Here is a 17,747-nt window from a genome sequence, read left to right on the forward strand (position 1 = left end):
CATGAGCGAGACCACCGCCGCCTCCCACGCCTGGCCCCTGTGGGAGGTCTTCGTCCGCGCCAACCGCGGCCTCTCCCACGTGCACGCCGGCTCGCTGCACGCTCCGGACGCCACCCTGGCGCTGCGCAACGCGCGTGACCTGTACACCCGCCGCAACGAGGGCACCTCCGTGTGGGTCGTCCCGGCCGAGGCCATCGCGGCCTCCGACCCGGACTCCAAGGGCGGCTTCTTCGAGTCCGCGCAGGGCAAGTCCTACCGTCACGCCACCTACTACCAGCAGTCCGAGGGGGTGCCGCACCTGTGAGCTTCGCGACCAACGACTCCGCCACGAGGCACTCCGCGGGCGTGGCCATCACGGCCGAGGAGATCGCGGCCGGCGAGCAGAAGGCGAGCGACGACGTCGCCCGCTACGCCCTCGCCCTCGGTGACGACGCCCTGATGCTCGGCCAGCGCCTGTCCTGGTGGATCTCGCGCGCCCCGGAGATCGAGGAGGACATCGCCCTGGGCAACATCGCCCTGGACCTCGTGGGCCACGCCCGCTTCCTGCTCTCCTACGCCGGCACGGCGTGGGGCAAGACCGAGGACGAGCTCGCGTACTTCCGCGACGAGGAGGAGTTCCGCTCCGTCCGCCTCGTGGAGGCCGAGAACGGCGACTTCGCCAAGACGATCGCCCGCCAGCTGTACTACTCGTTCTACTCGTACGAGCTGTACACCCGCCTGCGTGAGTCCACGGACCCCACGCTCGCCGCCATCGCGGACAAGGCCCTCAAGGAGGTCCTGTACCACCAGGACCACGCCGCCCTGTGGCTGCAGCGCCTGGGTCTGGGCACCGAGGAGTCGAAGCGCCGCATGCAGCGCGGCCTGGACGAGCTGTGGCCCTACGTGGCCGAGCTCTTCCACGACGACGACGTCGTCCGCGCCCTCGCCGAGCAGGGCGTCGCCGTGCTGCCGTCCTCGCTCGAGGAGCCGACGATGACCCGCATCCGCGCGGCCATCGAGGAGGCCGGCCTGACCGTGCCGACGACGGGCACCGCCCGCGGCGGCGACCGTTCCGGCGCCATGAGCGAGTACCGCGGGTACATCCTCGCGGAGATGCAGTCCCTGGCGCGCCGTCACCCGGGAGCGACCTGGTGACCACCGCCAGCGAGCTGCGCCCCGCCGATCCCGCCGGCGCGCGGGTCTGGGATGCGGCCTCCACCGTGCACGACCCGGAGATCCCCGTGCTGTCCATCGCGGACCTGGGGATCCTCCGGGAGGCACGGGTCGAGGGCGAGAGGGCCGTCGTCGTCATCACGCCCACCTATTCCGGCTGTCCCGCCATGGACACCATCACCACGGACGTCGCCCGCGCGCTCGGGCGCGCCGGGTTCCCCGACGCCGAGGTGCGCCTGGTGCTCCAGCCGGCCTGGACCACGGACTGGATGACGGACGAGGGCAAGGCCAAGCTCAACGAGTACGGCATCGCCCCGCCCGTCGCGCGCACCACGGACGGCCCGATCAGGATCGGCATGGCCGTGAAGTGCCCGCGCTGCCACTCCCTGAACACCCGCGAGATCACCCGCTTCGGCTCCACCTCCTGCAAGGCCCTTTACACCTGCCGGGAGTGCCTCGAGCCCTTCGACTACTTCAAGGTGCACTGATGACCGAGACCACCGACGCCCCCACCACCGGCAAGCGCCGCGCCACGTTCAACACCCTCGAGGTGTCCGAGCTGCGGCGTCTGACCGAGGACTCCGTGGAGGTCACCTTCGCGGTGCCCGAGGAGCTCGCCGACGACTACGACTACGTGCCGGGCCAGTACGTGGCCCTGCGCAAGGAGCTCGACGGCGCCGAGGTGCGCCGGTCCTACTCGATCTGCGCCGTCCCGAAGCGCGGCGAGATCCGCGTGGCCGTGAAGAAGGACATCGGCGGCACGTTCTCCACATGGGCCAACGAGAGCCTCGAGGTCGGCGAGAGGATCGACGTGATGAACCCGCAGGGCGCGTTCACGTCCCGCACGCACGTCACCTCCCTCAACGACGCCCAGAAGGTGGCGGCGGAGAAGGTCGCGGAGAATAAGGACACGCACCTGGTGGCGTTCGCGGCCGGCTCGGGCATCACCCCGATCATGGCGATCGCCAAGGCCGTGCTCGCGGCCTCCGAGACCTCGCGCTTCGACCTGGTCTACGCGAACCGCTCCGCCATGGACGTGATGTTCGCCGAGGAGATCGGCGACCTCAAGGACAAGTACCCGGCCCGGTTCACGGTCCACCACGTGCTCTCCCGCGAGCAGCGCGTGTCCCCGCTGCTCTCCGGCCGCATCGACGAGGACAAGCTCACCACCCTCCTGGACCGCGTGATCGACGTGGAGGGCACCGACGAGTGGTTCCTCTGCGGCCCGTTCGAGCTCGTGCAGCTCACCCGTGAGACGCTCGCCGCCCGCGGCGTGTCCGAGGACGCCGTGCGCTTCGAGCTGTTCACCACCGGCCGCCCGGAGAACCCGCAGGGCCACTCCGGTCGCGTGGTGGAGGTGGACCCGAAGGGCGACAACGTGACCATCGAGTTCAACCTCGACGGCCTCACCGCCAAGGTCGAGTCCCCCAAGTCCGCCCACGAGACCGTCCTCAACGCCGCGCTGCGCGTCCGCTCGGACGTGCCCTTCGCCTGCGCCGGCGGCGTGTGCGGCACCTGCCGCGCCAAGGTCGTCGACGGCGCCTACGAGATGGACGAGAACTACGCGCTCGAGAAGGACGAGGTGGAGAAGGGCTACGTGCTCACGTGCCAGACCCGCCCGACCTCCGACTCGATCACGCTGGACTTCGACGCCTGAGCGCCCGCCCACGAGACCGAAGGAGCCCCCGATGATCGAGATCACCGTCGAGCACGGCGTCGCCGAGATTGTGCTGGACGCCCCCCAGAGGATGAACGCCCTGGACGAGGCCGCGCTGGCTGAACTCCAGGCCGCCTACGCGCGGGCCGCCGCCGGCGTCGAGTCCGGCGAGGTCCGGGCCGTGCTGCTGCGCGGCGAGGGCCGCGGCTTCTGCGCGGGCCGCGACATCTCCGCCGTGGACCCGGCCGAGGACGACGCCACCGCCTACCTGCGGGACAGGGTCACCCCGGTGCTGCGGGCCATGTCCGCGATCCCGGTCCCCACCTTCGCCGCAGTGCAGGGCGCCTGCCTGGGCGTGGGCTTGGGCCTCGCGATCGCCACGGACGTGGTGTACGTGGCCGAGGACGCGAAGATCGGCTCGCCGTTCGCGAACCTCGGGGCCACCCTGGACTCGGGCGGCCACTGGCTGTTCACCGAGCGCCTGGGCGCACACCGCACCCTGGACCTGATCTACACGGCCGAGCTCCTCTCGGGCGCCGAGGCCGTCCAGGCCGGGCTGTTCTCCCGGGCCCTGCCCGCGGACGAGCTGCTCGAGTTCACCCGCGCGAAGGTCGCCCAGGTGGCCTCCGGCGCGACCCTCGCATTCCGCGCGTCGAAGGAGCTCGTGGCCCAGGTCCGTGACCACCGCGTGGGCCTGTGGGAGTCCCTCGACGCGGAGAACATCGCCCAGGGCGAGCTCTGCGGCACCGCGGACTACGCCGAGGGCTTCCGGGCCTTCCAGGAGAAGCGGAAGCCGGAGTTCACCGGCCGCGGCTGAGCCGCCGCACCCCGCCATCGACGACGGCGCCGCACCCTTCGCGCGAGGGGCGCGGCGCCGTCGTCGTCCCGGCCCGGCCCGGCCGCGTCACATTCCCGTCATCAGCCCGGATCGTGGCGTGAGTCACAGAGGATCGTATACGGTGACGGGTGTCACTTCCCGACCGATCGGTCGGGAACCACACCGTCCCGCCGCCGTCTCACGGTCGGCTGCCGCCCCGCATCCCAGGAGCACCCATGAGCCACACCGTCGCATCCCCCGCGGCGCCCGTCCCCGCGCGTGACCGCCGCGAGGAGCGCAAGGTCATCGCCGGCACCGTCGTCGGCACCACCATCGAGTGGTACGACTTCTTCATCTTCGCCCAGGCCACCGCACTCGTCTTCGCCGCCCTCTTCTTCCAGCCGATGGGCGAGAACGGCTCCCAGATCGCCGCGTGGGTCACCCTCGGCATCTCCTTCCTCGTCCGCCCGCTCGGCGCGATCGTCGCCGGCCACCTCGGCGACCGCTTCGGCCGCAAGCTCGTCCTGTCCCTCACGCTGATCGGCATGGGCCTGGCCACCACCCTCATCGGCCTGTTGCCCACCTACGCCCAGATCGGTGTGTGGGCCCCGATCCTGCTCGTCGCGCTGCGCCTGCTGCAGGGCCTGTCCGCGGGCGGCGAGTGGGGCGGTGCGGCGCTGCTGTCCGTGGAGCACGCCCCCCACGGCAAGCGCGGCCTGTTCGGCTCCGCCCCGCAGATCGGCGTGCCGCTGGGCATGATCCTGGCCACCGGCGTGCTGTTCATCGTGCGCTCCACCATGTCCGAGGAGCAGTTCCTCACCTGGGGCTGGCGCATCCCGTTCCTGATCTCCGTGATCCTGATCGTGGTCGGCTACCTGATCCGCAAGGCCGTCGAGGAGTCCCCGGTCTTCAAGGAGATGCAGCAGCTCAAGGTGGACGAGTCCGCCCCGCTGGGCGAGCTCTTCCGGCACCACACCAAGGAGGTCATCCTCGCCGCCGTGATCTTCGCCGCGAACAACGGCGTCGGCTACCTGCTCATCGCGTGGTTCTCGAAGTACGGCGGCCCGAAGGGTCTGGGCATGACCTCCTCCGAGGTGCTCATCGCGAGCCTCGTCGGCGGCGTCGGCTGGTTCATCTTCACCCTGCTCGGCGGCTGGGTCTCGGACAAGATCGGCCGCAAGCTGACCTTCGTGTTCGGCTACGGCTTCCTGATCGTCTGGGCCTTCCCGCTGTTCGGGCTGCTGAACACCGCGTCTCTGCCGCTGTTCTCGCTGGGCCTGTTCGTCCTGACCCTCGGCCTGGGTCCGTCCTACGGCCCGCAGTCGGCGATGTACGCCGAGATGTTCCCGGCCCGCGTCCGCTTCTCCGGCGTCTCCATCGGCTACGCGCTCGGCACCATCATCGGCGGCGCCTTCGCCCCGCTGCTCGCCGACCAGCTCGTGAAGACCGGCTGGGAGAACGTGGCCTGGTACATCATCGTGATCTCCGCGGTCTCGCTCATCGCCGTCCTGTTCGTCCCCAAGGGCATCCAGGACCGCGAGCTGCACGACGAGCAGGTGGTCGCCACGCGCTCGAACCCGGTGGTCCCGGCCTGATCCGGCCCGCCTGACGGGCTTCGCCCGTCCCCACCCCACGACGACGGCGCGTCCCCCTCCGGAAGGGCGCGCCGGCGTCGAGGGCGGTCAGACCGTCGCCGAAGCCCGCAGACACGCCGCTACCTCAGAGACGAAACGGCGCGTCTGCGGGCCTCGGCGCGGGGTGCGCCGGGTCAGACGCCGATCGACTTGGCCTCGGCGCAGCCGCCCGGCTCCGTCTCCACCCCGTCACACCCCGCCCCCGCAGTTGACCCCCGTCACACCGGCCCGGGATACTGAACCTGAACGCACGGTCGGTAATTCGCCGCGCCCGCCCCGCCCCGTCGTCGGTCACTCAAGGAGTCTCCATGTCCGCACAGTCCCAGGCCCTGCTCGTCGGCGGTCGCCGCACGCCCGTCGGCAAGTACGGCGGCGCCCTCTCCTCCGTCCGCCCCGACGACCTCGCCGCCCTGACCATCAAGGCCGTGATCGAGGACGCCGGCATCGACCCGTCGGTCGTGGACGAGGTCATCCTCGGCAACGCCAACGGCGCCGGCGAGGAGAACCGCAACGTCGCCCGCATGGCCTGGCTGCTGGCCGGCTTCCCGGACACCGTCCCCGGCATCACCGTGAACCGTCTCTGCGCATCCGGCATGTCCGCGATCGGCATCGCCACCGCGATGGTGCGCTCCGGGATGGCCGACGTCGTCGTGGCCGGCGGCGTGGAGTCGATGTCCCGCGCCCCCTGGGTGATGGAGAAGCCGACGACGGCGTTCGCCAAGCCCGGCGCGGCCTTCGACACCGCGATCGGCTGGCGCTTCGTGAACCCCCGCTTCGCGGACGGCGAGTTCGGGGAGAAGTTCACCTTCTCCATGCCGGAGACCGCCGAGGAGGTCGGCGAGGTGGACGGCATCACCCGCGAGGACGCCGACGCCTTCGCCGCCCGCTCGCACGAGCGTGCGCTGGCCGCCATCGAGGCCGGCCGCTTCGCGGACGAGATCGTGCCCGTCGTCGTCACGGGCCGCAAGGGCGCCGAGACGGTCGTGGACACGGACGAGGGCCCCCGCCCCGGCTCCACCCCCGAGGTGCTCGCCGGCCTGCGCCCGATCATCAAGAAGGACGGCGTGGTCACCGCCGGTAACTCCTCCTCCCTCAACGACGGCGCCTCGGCGATCCTCGTCGTCTCCGAGCGGGCCGCGCAGAAGTACGGCCTGACCCCGCGGGCCCGCGTCGTGGAGTCCACCTCGGCGGGCCTGGCCCCCGAGATCATGGGTCTGGGCCCCGTCCCGGCCACCGAGAAGGCCCTCGAGCGCTCCGGCTGGTCCGTGGCGGATCTGGGCGCCGTCGAGCTCAACGAGGCCTTCGCCACCCAGTCCCTGGCCTCGATGCGGCGCCTCGGCCTGGACCCGGAGACCGTCAACGCCGACGGCGGCGCGATCGCCCTGGGCCATCCGCTGGGCTCCTCGGGGTCGCGTCTCGTGGTCACGCTGCTCGGTCGGATGGAGCGTGAGGGCGCGGACAGGGGCCTGGCCACGATGTGCGTGGGCGTGGGCCAGGGCTCCGCGATGCTCGTCGAGAGGGTCTGAGCAGATGACCGGCTTCAGCCACTTCACGGCACTGCGCGTCGAGGAGCGTGAGGACCGCGTCCACGCGCGCATGGACCGCCCGGGCGTGCGCAACGCGATCGACCAGACCATGGTCGACGAGTTCCACGAACTCTGCGCCCACCTCGAACGCGAGCCGAAGATCCTGATCATCTCGGGCACACAGGTGGAGTCGACGCGCGAGCCGGGGAGGTTCTCCGGCATCTTCGCCTCCGGCGCGGACATCGGACAGCTGCGCGAGCGCCGCCGCGACGACGCCCTGCGCGGCGTGAACTCCCAGGTCTTCGACCGCATCCACCGGCTGCCCATGCCCGTGATCGCGGCGATCGACGGCTTCGCCCTCGGCGGCGGCGCGGAACTGGCCTACGCGGCCGACTTCCGCATCGCCACCCCGGCGCTGAAGATGGGCCAGCCCGAGACGAGTCTGGGGATCACGGCCGCTGCGGGCGCCCAGTGGCGGCTCAAGGAGCTGGTGGGTGAGCCGGTGGCCCTCGAGCTGCTGCTCGCCGGGCGGATCCTGGACGCGCAGGAGGCCCTCGAGCTCAAGCTCGTCACCGAGCTGCACGAGCCGGACGCCCTCCTGGACGCCGCCGACGCCCTCGCCGACCGCATCGCTCAGCAGGACCCGCTGGCGGTGCGGCTGTCCAAGCGCGTCTTCCACCTCCCTCGCGAGGCGCACCCCCACGTGGACGAGATCGCGCAGGCCATCCTGTTCGAGTCCGAGGCCAAGTTCGAGCGCATGCAGGCGTTCCTGGACCGCAAGAAGAAGTGAGGACTGACATGACCGATCAGCAGCGCACCCCTGACACCGCTCCGTCCTCCGTGCCCGCCGTCGTCGGCGTCCTCGGCGGTGGCCGGATGGGCGGCGGCATCGCCCACGCGTTCCTCGTCTCCGGCTCGTCCGAGGTGGTCGTCGTCGAGCGCGACCCGCAGTCGGCCCAGGCCGCCAAGGAACGCATCGAGGCCGACTTGGCCGCCTCCCTCGAGCGCGGCAAGATCGACGGCGACCTGGACGAATGGGCGCAGCGCCTGACCGTCTCCGTGGACCGTGCCGACTTCGCCCGCTGCGACCTCGTGGTCGAGGCCGTGTTCGAGGACATGCAAGTGAAGATCGACGCGCTCACCGACGTCGAGGCCCACCTGCGCGAGGACGCCTGGCTGGCCAGCAACACCTCCTCCCTGTCCATCGGCGAGATCGCCACCCACCTGCAGCGCCCCGAGCGCTTCTGCGGCCTGCACTACTTCAACCCGGTGCCCGCCTCGAAGCTCGTGGAGGTCGTGATCGGCGAGCAGACCGGTGCGGAGCTCCAGGCCCTGTCCACCGAGTGGGTCCGCGGGCTCGGCAAGACCCCCGTCGTCGTCAAGGACGCCCCGGGCTTCGCCTCGTCGCGCCTGGGCGTGGCGATCGCGCTCGAGGCCATCCGCATGGTCGAGGAGGGCGTGGCCTCCCCCGAGGACATCGACGCCGCCATGGTGCTCGGCTACAAGTTCCCGGTCGGCCCGCTGGCGCTGACCGACATCGTGGGCCTGGACGTGCGCCTGGGCATCGCGGAGTACCTCGAGTCCCAGCTGGGTGAGCGCTTCGCCCCGCCGCAGCTCATGCGGGACATGGTGGCCCGCGGCGAGCTCGGCCGGAAGTCCGGCAAGGGCTTCTTCGACTACCGCTGAGCCCCCGGGGCAGGCGCTTTCGAACGGGAGACAGGGCCTATCTCCCGTTCGAAAGCGCCCATTCCCCCGACATCACGTTCGAAAGTGCGGGGCCGGCGCGGCTAGCGTGGTGGGCATGGACGAGCCCACGCTGCTGCGCATCGCCCGCGACCGCGCCCTCGAGCTGCCGGGCAGCGCCGCGTCGCACCCCTTCGGCCCGGACACCGAGGTCGTGAAGGTGCAGGGGAAGCTGTTCGTGGTGTTCATCGACCACGACGGACGCCGCCTCGTGAACGTCAAGGCCCGCCCGGAGGACGGCGCCCAGCTGCGCGCGGCCCTGCCCGCGGCGATCACGCCCGGCTATCACATGGACAAGCGGCACTGGCTCAGCCTGGCCGCGCACCCGGACCTCGACGAGCAACTCGTCCGGGACCTCGTCACGGAGTCGTACCTGCTGGTCGTCGCGAAGCTCCCCCGCACCCGGCGCCCCGTGGACCCCGAGACCTTCGGCCGGGCCTGATGTCGGCCGACCGCCCCTTCCGCTTCACCCACCGCTGGGCCGTCCCCGCGGACGCCCGGTCCGTGCTGGCCCTGCTCGCCGACCCGGCCGGCTACCCACACTGGTGGTCGGCCGTCCCGCGCGCCCGCCACCTGGGCCCCGACCGCGCCGCCGTCCGGCTGCGCGGGTTCGTGCCGGTGCGCCTGACGATGGAGCGTCTCATCGACGACCGCGCCCGCGGCCTTCTGCTCGCCCACCTGAGCGGAGACCTGACGGGCACCGTACGGGTCACCGTCCACGACGACGGCGCCCCGGCTGGACACGCGCCGCGCTGCATCGTGGCGTGGGAGCAGGAGGTGGTGCTGACCTCGCCGTGGATGCGCGCCGTGGCCCGCGTGCCGGGCGCCCGCGCCGCGATGGGCCTCAGCCATGCGGCCGCGATGCGCTCCGCGCGTCGGGCGCTCGGGGCGAAGGCCGTGCCGACCGCTGATCCCGCTCGAACGTCTCGTTCATGACGGCCCGGTGCCCCGGCCGGCTCAGAGCTCGGCCTGGGCCTCGTTCCACTCGCGGGACAGCGGCGGGCGGGAGAGGCCGTCGAGGAGGCCGTCGGCGGGGTCGACGCCGAGCTCCACGATCCTGTTGTCCGCGTCCACGTGGACGACCTTGGGCTGGAAGGTGCGAGCCTCGTCGTCGTCCATCTGCCCGTAGGCGATGAGGATGACGATGTCCCCCGGATGCACCAGGTGGGCGGCGGCGCCGTTGATGCCGAGCACGCCGGAGCCCCGCTCGCCCGCGATGGTGTAGGTCTCCAGTCGCGCGCCGTTGGTGACGTCCACGATGGACACGAGCTCGCCCGGGAGGATGTCCGCGGCGTCCAGCAGGTCCTGGTCCACGGTCACGGAGCCCACGTAGTGCAGGTCCGCCTGGGTCACGGTGGCCCGGTGGATCTTGGCGTGGAACATGGTGCGCAGCATGCGGCAGAACTCTCCGGATGAGGGGGGGGTGGGGCGGGTCCGAGGGGACCGGTGCTCGATTCTACGCCGGTCCGGAGACGAGGGGCAGGGGGTCGACGCCGGCCCGAGGGCCCGAGGCCTCCGCCCCTCTCGCCCAGGCCCGCAGACTCGCCGCTACGTCTGGGCGGTAGCGGCGCGTCTGCGGGCCTGGGCGGGGTCAGATCCACGACGGCGGCACTCGGCCCGGCCGCGTCCGCGCGGCCACCAGGCCCCGCAGCTGCCGTACGAAGAGCTCCCAGTGCCCCGGCCGGAACACGTCGGCGGTCACCCGGATCACCTCCCAGCCCTCCGCGCGCAGGGCCGCGTCCCGCTCGCGGTCCTCACGCCACTGCCGGCGATCCGTGCGGTGCTGATCGCCGTCGTACTCGACCGCCACCTTGGCCTCCGCCCACACCAGATCCACGCGGAGCCGCTGTCCCGTGGCGAGGCGGATGCACGGGTTCACTGCGGGCTCGGGGATGCCGTCCAGGACGAGCCGCGCCCGCAGTCGGCTCTCCTGCGGCGAGTCGGCCCCGGGGCGCACGAGCTCCAGCGCCTCCCGGGCCGCGCGGATCCCGCGCACCCGTCCGCGTTCCTCGACGGCGGCGCGCAGCTCGGCCACGTCCGTCACCCCGGGAGGCAGCCGGCGGCGGCGGGCCTCCGTCGGGGCGGTCCGCACCATGCTGTCCCCCAGCGCGACGAGATGCTCGAGCGGCCCGGCCTGCGCGGCGAGGTCCACGAAGATCCACCCCGGTGCGGTCACCCGCACCCCGTCCACGATCCGCACCGGTGCGTCGGCGCGGAGGCGGTGTGAACAGATCCCGGCCCGGCGCGACGCGGTGCCGTGGCCGCGCGGGGTCGCGATGTGCACGGACCGGTCGGCGGCGAGCGGCCCGGTCAGCCATAGGCCGAGCACCCGGGCGGCCGTGACGTGGCTGAACACGCCCTCGGGGTGCAGATCCTGCAGAGCCCGCACATGGTCCATGGGGTCCGGTTCGACGCCGCGCAGGCCCCAGAGCCCCCAGCCGAGGGAGACCACGTCCCCGCGCCGCAGCCGGGCCGCACTCACGCCCGCCTCGCGCGCGGCCGGGGTCGAGAACACGGTCGGAGCGCGGAGGAGGCCGTCCAGTCCGCAGCGCATCGGAGGCAGGGGCGCGGGCGAGCGGGGCATGCGCCGAGCGTGCCCGATCCGGGCGCGCCGCCGTCGTCGTCCGCCGGGATCTGTGGACGACGCCCCGCCGAGGCCCGCAGACACGCCGCTATGTCCTGGCCATAGCGGCGTGTCTGCGGGCCTCGGCGCCACGGGTCGCGCCGCCAGACCCCACCCCACTCCCCACGACGACGGCGTCACCGGCCCGGCTCCCCCTCCCGCGTGATGCACGTCTCGGCTAGGGTGAGGGGCAATAACCGACCGATCGGTCGGGACTCGTCCGCGCCCCCGACACCAGGAGCCCCCGTGACCGTCACCGCCCCCTCCCTCCCGGAGATCCTCCCCAGCTACGTCGCCGGCAGCTGGTGGACACCGTCGCACCCGTCCAAGGTCACCGACGTGACGGACGCGAACACCGGGGCGCGCCTGACCGGCGTCTCCACCGACGGCCTCGACACGGCCGCCGCCATCGAGCACGCCCGCACCGTCGGCCAGCAGACCCTGGGCGAGCTGACCATCCACCAGCGCGCCCTCAAGCTCAAGGAGCTCGCGCTCTACCTGAACTCCCGCGTCCAGGAGCTCTACGACGTCTCCTTCGCCACCGGCGCCACGCAGCGCGACCACGCCTTCGACGTCGACGGCGGCATCGGCACCCTCTTCACGTTCTCCGGCAAGGGCCGCCGCGAGCTGCCGAACTCCACCGTGATCATCGACGGCGACGTGGAGCCCCTCTCCCGCGACGGCTCCTTCATCGGCGAGCACATCTACCAGCGCATCCCGGGCGTGGCCGTGCAGATCAACGCGTTCAACTTCCCCGTATGGGGCATGCTGGAGAAGTTCGCCCCGGCCTTCGTCGCCGGCGTGCCCACCGTGGTCAAGCCGGCCACCCCCACCGGCTACGTCACGCAGAAGTGCGTCGAGCTGATGCTCGAGTCCGGCGTGCTGCCCGAGGGCTCGATCCAGCTGATCTCCGGCTCCGCCCGCGACCTGCTGGACCACCTGGACTACCGCGACCACGTCGCGTTCACCGGCTCCGCCGCCACCGCGGCCACCCTGAAGAAGCACCCGAACGTCCAGGAGGGCGGCGTCCGCTTCACCGCGGAGACCGACTCCCTCAACGCCGCCATCCTCGGCCCCGACGCCACCCCCGGCACCCCCGAGTTCGAGGCGTTCGTGAAGGTCGTCTTCCAGGAGATGACGGTCAAGGCCGGCCAGAAGTGCACCGCCATCCGCCGGGTGATCGTCCCGCAGGAGCACGTGGACGCCGTCGTCGAGGCCCTCTCCGCCCGGCTGGGCAAGGTCGTCCTGGGCGACCCGCGCGTCGAGGGCACCACCATGGGTGCCCTGGCCTCGAAGGAGCAGCAGGGCGAGGTCCGCGGCGCGGTGCAGCGCCTGGTCGACGCCGGCGGTCAGGTCCGCCTCGGCGGCCCCGAGGGCTCGACCGGCGACGCCGACGCCGAGTCCGGCGCGTTCTTCGCCCCCACGGTGCTCACCTTCGAGGACGCGCGCACCCCCGAGGTGCACAGCATCGAGGCGTTCGGTCCGGTCACCTCGGTGATCGGCTACACGGACGTGGCCGACGCCGTGGCCCTGGCCGCCCTGGGCTCGGGATCGCTCGTGGCCACGGTCGCCACGAACGACGGTGAGACCGCCCGCGCGTTCGCCGCCGGGATCGGCGCCCACCACGGCCGCGTGCACGTCCTGAACCGCCAGACCGCCGCGACCACCACGGGCCATGGCGCCCCCGTGCCGGTGCTGATCCACGGCGGCCCCGGCCGCGCCGGCGGCGGCGAGGAGCTCGGCGGGGTCCGCGCCGTGAAGCACTACATGCAGCGTACGGCGATCCAGGGCTCCCCGGACATGCTCACGGCCATCACCGGCGTGTGGCATCAGGGCGCCGCGGCCCACACGGTGACGCGCGAGGACGTGGAGGCCGGCACGGCCGTGCACCCGTTCTACAAGTCCCTGGCCGAGCTGACGGTGGGCGACCAGTTCGCCTCCGGCCTGCGCACCGTCACCCTGGAGGACATCACCGCCTTCGCGGAGGAGACCGGGGACAGGTTCTACGCCCACACGGACGAGGAGGCCGCCATGGCCAACCCGTTCTTCCCGCGCCGGGTGGCCCACGGCTACCTGCTGGTCTCGTGGGCCGCGGGGCTGTTCGTGGCCCCGGATCCGGGCCCGGTGCTGGCCAACTACGGCCTGGAGAACCTGCGCTTCATCACGCCGGTGACCTACGACGACGCCATCCGCGTGACCCTGACCGCCAAGCGCATCACCCCGCGCGTGAGCGACGAGTACGGCGAGGTGGCCTGGGACTGCCGGATCCACAACCAGAAGGACGAGCTCTGCGCCCAGTACGACGTGCTGACGCTCGTGGCCAAGACCTGGCCGATGGCCCCGTCCGAGACCTCCCAGGGCTGAGCCTCCCCGCCCCGACGGGCCGTCCCGTGCGCCCGCTGCGCGCCGGGCGGCCCGTCGTCGTCCCCGGGAACAAGGAGCGTGCCCGGGGCGTTCACCTGTACGTCCCATTCGGACCGCGAGAGAAGAAGGTCGACACACATGTCCGAGTTCACCCGTTTCGAGCAGGTCGCCGTGCTGGGCACCGGCGTGCTGGGTTCGCAGATCATCATGCAGGCGGCGTACCACGGCAAGAAGGTGATGGCCTACGACGCCGTCCCCGCCGCCCTCGAGGGGATCGAGCGCCGCTGGGCGTGGATCCGCCAGGGCTACGAAGCAGACCTCGGGGAGGGCTACGACCCGCAGCGCTTCGACGAGGCCATCGCCCGCATCACGCCGACCTCGGACCTCGGCGAGGCCCTGGCGGATGCGGACATCGTGGTCGAGGCCGTCCCGGAGAACCTGGAGCTCAAGCGCAAGGTGTGGGCCCAGGTGGGCGAGCTCGCCCCCGCCACGACCCTGTTCGCCACGAACACCTCCTCCCTGCTGCCCTCGGACTTCGCCGACGCCAGCGGCCATCCGGAGCGCTTCCTGGCCCTGCACTACGCCAACCGCATCTGGGCGCAGAACACCGCCGAGGTCATGGGCACCGCCGCGACCTCGCCGGAGGCCGTCGCGGGAGCCCTGCAGTTCGCCGAGGAGACCGGCATGGTCCCCGTGCACGTGCGCAAGGAGATCCCGGGCTACTTCCTCAACTCCCTGCTCATCCCGTGGCTGCAGGCCGGCTCCAAGCTGTACATGCACGGAGTGGGCAACCCGGCGGACATCGACCGCACCTGGCGCGTGGCCACCGGCAACGAGCGCGGCCCGTTCCAGACCTATGACATCGTGGGCTTCCACGTGGCCGCCAACGTCTCCCGCAACACGGGCGTCGACTGGCAGCGCGGCTTCGCCGAGCTGCTCGAGAAGAGCATCGCCGAGGGCCACAGCGGTGTGGCCGACGGCCAGGGCTTCTACCGCTACGGGCCGGACGGGGAGAACCTCGGCCCGGTGGAGGACTGGAACCTGGGCGACAAGGACACCCCGCTCGGCTGACCTCCTCCGCCGGCGGATCCGGGGCTGTCCGATGCGCACCACGCATCGGGCGGCCCCGACGCATGCCCCCGCCGCTTCCTTGTGGCATCCGTCACAGCGCACGTAGAGTCGAGCCATGACAACCTCCCGACTCCCCCTGCTCGGCGCCCTCGCCGTGGGCGCGCTCGCCCTCGCCGGGTGCGCGGGCGGCGGCGCAGAGCCCCCCTCCCCCGCCCCCTCGTCGGCATCGTCCACGACGACGGCGGCCTCGTCCGCGTCCACGTCGCCCGCGGCCAGCAGCGCCACGGCGAGCACGGGCGCCGCCTCCTCCTCGGGCAGCCTGTCCCTCGAGATGCCCCCCGCGCTGGACGGGCAGCGGACCCTGGCGGTGCAGGCCGCCGTGCAGCGGGCCGCGGGGCCGGGGTCCGAGGTGGGGTTGAGCGCCGCCTCGCCGCTGGAGCGGCAGACGGAGCTGCGTCAGCGGGCCGCCGGCCTGGAGCAGGCGGTCGACGCCGCCGCGAGCCCGGCGCCCACCCGCAACGCGGAACAGCAGGCCTGCCTGGACGCCACCCGCTCCGACCTGGAGCGGGACGCCGAGGCCGGGGCCGCTGACCTGGGGCTCACGGCCCAGCCGGAGACGGCCGCCACCACCGGCGGCGGGCCCACCTCGACGCCGCCGCCCTCCTTCACGGCGTCCCCCGACGCCGAGGTCACTCCGCTCGGCGTGCGCGTCACCGTGTACCCCACGGAGGAGGCCGCCCGCGCCGCCCTGGAGGACGCCCGAGCGGCGGGGCAGGCCTGCACCGGGGTGGACCTGGCCGGGCTCGGCGTGGAGAGCGTGACGCGGACCGAGCACGAGGGCGGCACCGCCTACACGGCGCTCCCGGCCCCCGGGGGGTCCGTCTACTCGCACCTCACGGCCGTGCAGGACGGCGCCCGCATCGTGGCCGTGGCCCAGGCCGACGCGGACGGCGGGGTCCCCGCGGACGCCGAGGACCGTGCGGCCTCGATCGTCACCGACGTGCTCGCCGCGCTCGACGGCGAGGGCTGAGGACAGCGGACCCTCAGCCCCGCAGACCCCCGAGCACCACGCCCGTGACGGCGTCGATCATCTGGCCCGGTCCCTGCTGGCCGGGGGCGCCGCGATCCGGCCGGTACCAGTCGACGATCGAGTTGATCATGCCGAGCGCCAGGCGGGCGAGGTTGCGCGGGCTCACGTCGGAGCGCACCGCACCCGCGGCCTGGGCGGCCTCGAGCAGGTCGCCCAGACGCCGGGTGATCTCGCGGCGGCGCTCGACGGCGGCCAGCTCGACCGCCGAGTTCCCGCGCAGGCGCAGCAGCAGGGTCACCTCGGGCTGCTTCTCCGCCAGCACCCCGAGCGTGCCGCGGATGGCCGCCTCGACCTGCGCGCCGGCGTCGGCCCCGCTGGCCACCACATCGTCCAGGCACGCCTCGAGGGCGTCGAGCGCCTCCGTCACCGCGTGGTCGAGGATCGCCTCCTTGGACTCCACGTGGTGGTAGATCGCGGACTTGGAGATGCCCAGGTGGGTGGCGAGCATGCCCATGGACGTCGCCTCGTAGCCGTGCCGGTTGAAGAGCTCGACGCACTCGGCCAGCAGCGTCTGCCGGTCATAGCCGGGCCGGCCGCGGCGCGGGGTGGGGCTGCTCTGGGGCACGGGGCTCCTTCGGAGGCGGGCGGACGCCGACGACGACGCACCGGTCCACTCTACCGGGCACGCCGGCGCCGGGATCGGCCGCGGGGCGGGATCAGGCCTGGTCGCGCAGGTCGTAGATCCGCTTGAGCTTGCCGGAGGAGCGGGCGAGGGTCTCCGGCTCCACCACGTTGATCACGCACGAGGAGCCGATCTTCGTCTTGATCTCCATGCGCAGGTGCGCGGCACAGGCCTGGGCCTCCTCGAGGGTCGCATGATCGCGGCGCTCGATGTTCACGGCCATCTGGTCCATGCGGTCCGGGCGGGTGATCTCGAGGGTGAAGTGCGGCGACAGGGCCGGCTCCTTGAGGGCCAGCTCCTCGATCTGCGACGGGAACAGGTTCACGCCGCGCAGGATGATCATGTCGTCCGAGCGGCCGGTGATGCGGCCCATGCGGCGGTGGCCCGGGTGCGTGGTGCCCGGCAACAGGCGGGTGAGGTCGTGGGTGCGGTACCGGATGATCGGCAGCGCCTGCTTGGTGAGCGAGGTGAAGACGAGCTCGCCGTGGCGGCCGGTCTCGAGGACCTCGTCCGTGAGCGGGTCGATGATCTCGGGGCGGAAGTGGTCCTCCCAGATGTGGGAGCCGTCCTTGGTGGCCGCGGACTCGCCGGCCACGCCCGGGCCCATGACCTCGGAGAGGCCGTAGATGTCCAGGGCGTCGAGGTCGAAGGTCTGCTCGATCTCGCGGCGCATCTCGTCGGTCCACGGCTCGGCGCCGAGGATCGCGACCTCGAGGGAGGACTCGCGGGGGTCCAGGCCGAGCTTCTTGAAGCCGTCGGCGATGGTCAGCAGGTAGGTGGGCGTGGCGAGGATGGCGCGCGGCTGGAAGTCGGTGATCAGCTGCACCTGCTTCTCCGTCTGCCCGCCGGACATCGGGATCACGGCCGCCCCGATGCGCTCGGCGCCGTAGTGGGCGCCCAGGCCGCCGGTGAACAGGCCGTAGCCGTACGCGTTGTGCACGCGGTCACCGGGGCGGATGCCGCCGGCGCGGAAGCAGCGGGCGACCAGGGTGGCCCACGTGGCCAGGTCGTCGTCGGTGTAGCCGACCACGGTGGGCTGGCCGGTGGTGCCGGAGGAGGCGTGGATGCGGCGCAGCTCGGGGCCCGTGGCGGCGAACGCGCCGAACGGGTAGCTCTTCCGCAGGAACTCCTTGTCCGTGTACGGGAACTTGGCAAGGTCCCCGAGCTCTGTGAAGTCCGAGGGGTGGACGCCGTGCGCGTCGAAGTGCTCGCGGTACGCGGGCACGTTCTCGTAGGCGTGGTGCAGGGTCCAGCGGAGGCGCTCGAACTGGAGCGCCTCGATCTGGCCCCGGCTCATCGTCTCCTCGGGGTCCGGCGCCCCGCGGTCGGCGGGGGCGGGCAGGGGTGCCGGCGTGTACGGGTTGGGGATCGAGGCCTCAAGCATGGCGTCCTCCTGGGGATGCGGGGTCGGGCGGCGGTCGACGACGGCGGCGCACCGGCGGGTGCGC

At 72.5% G+C, this 17,747-nt stretch carries 18 protein-coding genes; 14 read left to right on the forward strand and 4 right to left on the reverse strand.

Going from position 1 to position 17,747, the window contains the following annotated elements; genetic code table 11:
- The first annotated feature begins 1 nt into the window (after position 1).
- From paaB to O3T09_RS03560, 11 genes are all read left to right on the forward strand, one after another.
- Positions 2 to 304 carry a 1,2-phenylacetyl-CoA epoxidase subunit PaaB gene (gene paaB, locus O3T09_RS03510; RefSeq protein WP_020624884.1) on the forward strand — a complete coding sequence of 101 codons (303 nt, stop codon included), beginning with the start codon at positions 2 to 4 and terminating at the stop codon, positions 302 to 304.
- Positions 301 to 1,134, forward strand: coding sequence for a 1,2-phenylacetyl-CoA epoxidase subunit PaaC (gene paaC, locus O3T09_RS03515; protein ID WP_002857862.1), 834 nt, complete (start codon positions 301 to 303; stop codon positions 1,132 to 1,134). The genes paaB and paaC overlap by 4 nt, the downstream gene beginning before the upstream one ends.
- Complete coding sequence (gene paaD, locus O3T09_RS03520) at positions 1,131 to 1,640, forward strand: 1,2-phenylacetyl-CoA epoxidase subunit PaaD (protein WP_060775444.1); 510 nt, start codon at positions 1,131 to 1,133, stop codon at positions 1,638 to 1,640. Before paaC ends, paaD begins: the two co-directional genes overlap by 4 nt.
- Complete coding sequence (gene paaE / locus O3T09_RS03525) at positions 1,640 to 2,809, forward strand: 1,2-phenylacetyl-CoA epoxidase subunit PaaE (protein ID WP_269295365.1); 1,170 nt, start codon at positions 1,640 to 1,642, stop codon at positions 2,807 to 2,809. The genes paaD and paaE overlap by 1 nt, the downstream gene beginning before the upstream one ends.
- A gap of 31 nt (positions 2,810 to 2,840) precedes the next feature.
- Positions 2,841 to 3,626: an enoyl-CoA hydratase/isomerase family protein gene (locus tag O3T09_RS03530; protein WP_216879561.1), complete on the forward strand. Its 786-nt coding sequence runs from the start codon at positions 2,841 to 2,843 to the stop codon at positions 3,624 to 3,626.
- Positions 3,627 to 3,862: 236 nt separating this feature from the next.
- Positions 3,863 to 5,221, forward strand: coding sequence for an MFS transporter (locus O3T09_RS03535; RefSeq protein WP_269295366.1), 1,359 nt, complete (start codon positions 3,863 to 3,865; stop codon positions 5,219 to 5,221).
- Positions 5,222 to 5,568: 347 nt separating this feature from the next.
- The gene (locus O3T09_RS03540) at positions 5,569 to 6,786 is read left to right on the forward strand and encodes a thiolase family protein (RefSeq protein WP_144825812.1); all 1,218 of its coding nucleotides are present in this window, start codon (positions 5,569 to 5,571) and stop codon (positions 6,784 to 6,786) included.
- Positions 6,787 to 6,790: 4 nt separating this feature from the next.
- Positions 6,791 to 7,576 carry an enoyl-CoA hydratase/isomerase family protein gene (locus O3T09_RS03545; protein WP_269295367.1) on the forward strand — a complete coding sequence of 262 codons (786 nt, stop codon included), beginning with the start codon at positions 6,791 to 6,793 and terminating at the stop codon, positions 7,574 to 7,576.
- An 8-nt stretch (positions 7,577 to 7,584) separates the two neighbouring features.
- On the forward strand, positions 7,585 to 8,472 hold the full coding sequence (locus O3T09_RS03550) for a 3-hydroxyacyl-CoA dehydrogenase family protein (protein ID WP_269295368.1): 888 nt from the start codon (positions 7,585 to 7,587) through the stop codon (positions 8,470 to 8,472).
- Between the two features lie 115 nt (positions 8,473 to 8,587).
- Entirely contained in the window at positions 8,588 to 8,971 is a 384-nt protein-coding gene (locus O3T09_RS03555) for an MmcQ/YjbR family DNA-binding protein (RefSeq protein WP_144818946.1), read from the forward strand.
- Entirely contained in the window at positions 8,971 to 9,465 is a 495-nt protein-coding gene (locus O3T09_RS03560; protein ID WP_269295369.1) for a polyketide cyclase, read from the forward strand. The genes O3T09_RS03555 and O3T09_RS03560 overlap by 1 nt, the downstream gene beginning before the upstream one ends.
- A gap of 21 nt (positions 9,466 to 9,486) precedes the next feature.
- Here the strand turns inward: O3T09_RS03560 and panD are convergent, their stop codons facing one another.
- Positions 9,487 to 9,924 carry an aspartate 1-decarboxylase gene (gene panD, locus O3T09_RS03565; protein WP_098470865.1) on the reverse strand — a complete coding sequence of 146 codons (438 nt, stop codon included), beginning with the start codon at positions 9,922 to 9,924 and terminating at the stop codon, positions 9,487 to 9,489.
- A gap of 196 nt (positions 9,925 to 10,120) precedes the next feature.
- Positions 10,121 to 11,113 carry a DUF559 domain-containing protein gene (locus tag O3T09_RS03570; protein WP_144818942.1) on the reverse strand — a complete coding sequence of 331 codons (993 nt, stop codon included), beginning with the start codon at positions 11,111 to 11,113 and terminating at the stop codon, positions 10,121 to 10,123.
- Between the two features lie 285 nt (positions 11,114 to 11,398).
- Between O3T09_RS03570 and paaZ the strand changes: the two genes are divergently transcribed.
- The 3 genes from paaZ (at position 11,399) to O3T09_RS03585 (ending at position 15,617) form a co-directional block, all read left to right on the forward strand.
- The gene (gene paaZ, locus O3T09_RS03575) at positions 11,399 to 13,516 is read left to right on the forward strand and encodes a phenylacetic acid degradation bifunctional protein PaaZ (RefSeq protein ID WP_269295370.1); all 2,118 of its coding nucleotides are present in this window, start codon (positions 11,399 to 11,401) and stop codon (positions 13,514 to 13,516) included.
- Positions 13,517 to 13,654: 138 nt separating this feature from the next.
- Positions 13,655 to 14,587, forward strand: a complete 933-nt coding sequence (locus tag O3T09_RS03580; RefSeq protein ID WP_269295371.1) for a 3-hydroxyacyl-CoA dehydrogenase — start codon at positions 13,655 to 13,657, stop codon at positions 14,585 to 14,587.
- Between the two features lie 115 nt (positions 14,588 to 14,702).
- Positions 14,703 to 15,617, forward strand: coding sequence for a hypothetical protein (locus O3T09_RS03585; protein WP_269295372.1), 915 nt, complete (start codon positions 14,703 to 14,705; stop codon positions 15,615 to 15,617).
- Between the two features lie 13 nt (positions 15,618 to 15,630).
- Here O3T09_RS03585 and O3T09_RS03590 read toward each other — a convergent pair whose 3' ends face one another.
- Together O3T09_RS03590 and O3T09_RS03595 are read right to left on the reverse strand one after the other, a co-directional pair.
- On the reverse strand, positions 15,631 to 16,242 hold the full coding sequence (locus O3T09_RS03590) for a TetR/AcrR family transcriptional regulator (RefSeq protein ID WP_002854256.1): 612 nt from the start codon (positions 16,240 to 16,242) through the stop codon (positions 15,631 to 15,633).
- Between the two features lie 91 nt (positions 16,243 to 16,333).
- Complete coding sequence (locus O3T09_RS03595; RefSeq protein WP_269295373.1) at positions 16,334 to 17,683, reverse strand: phenylacetate--CoA ligase family protein; 1,350 nt, start codon at positions 17,681 to 17,683, stop codon at positions 16,334 to 16,336.
- Between the last annotated feature and the right edge of the window lie 64 nt (positions 17,684 to 17,747).

The sequence above is a fragment of the Micrococcus sp. H39-S4 genome (assembly GCF_027158145.1).
Lineage (GTDB): Bacteria > Actinomycetota > Actinomycetes > Actinomycetales > Micrococcaceae > Micrococcus > Micrococcus luteus.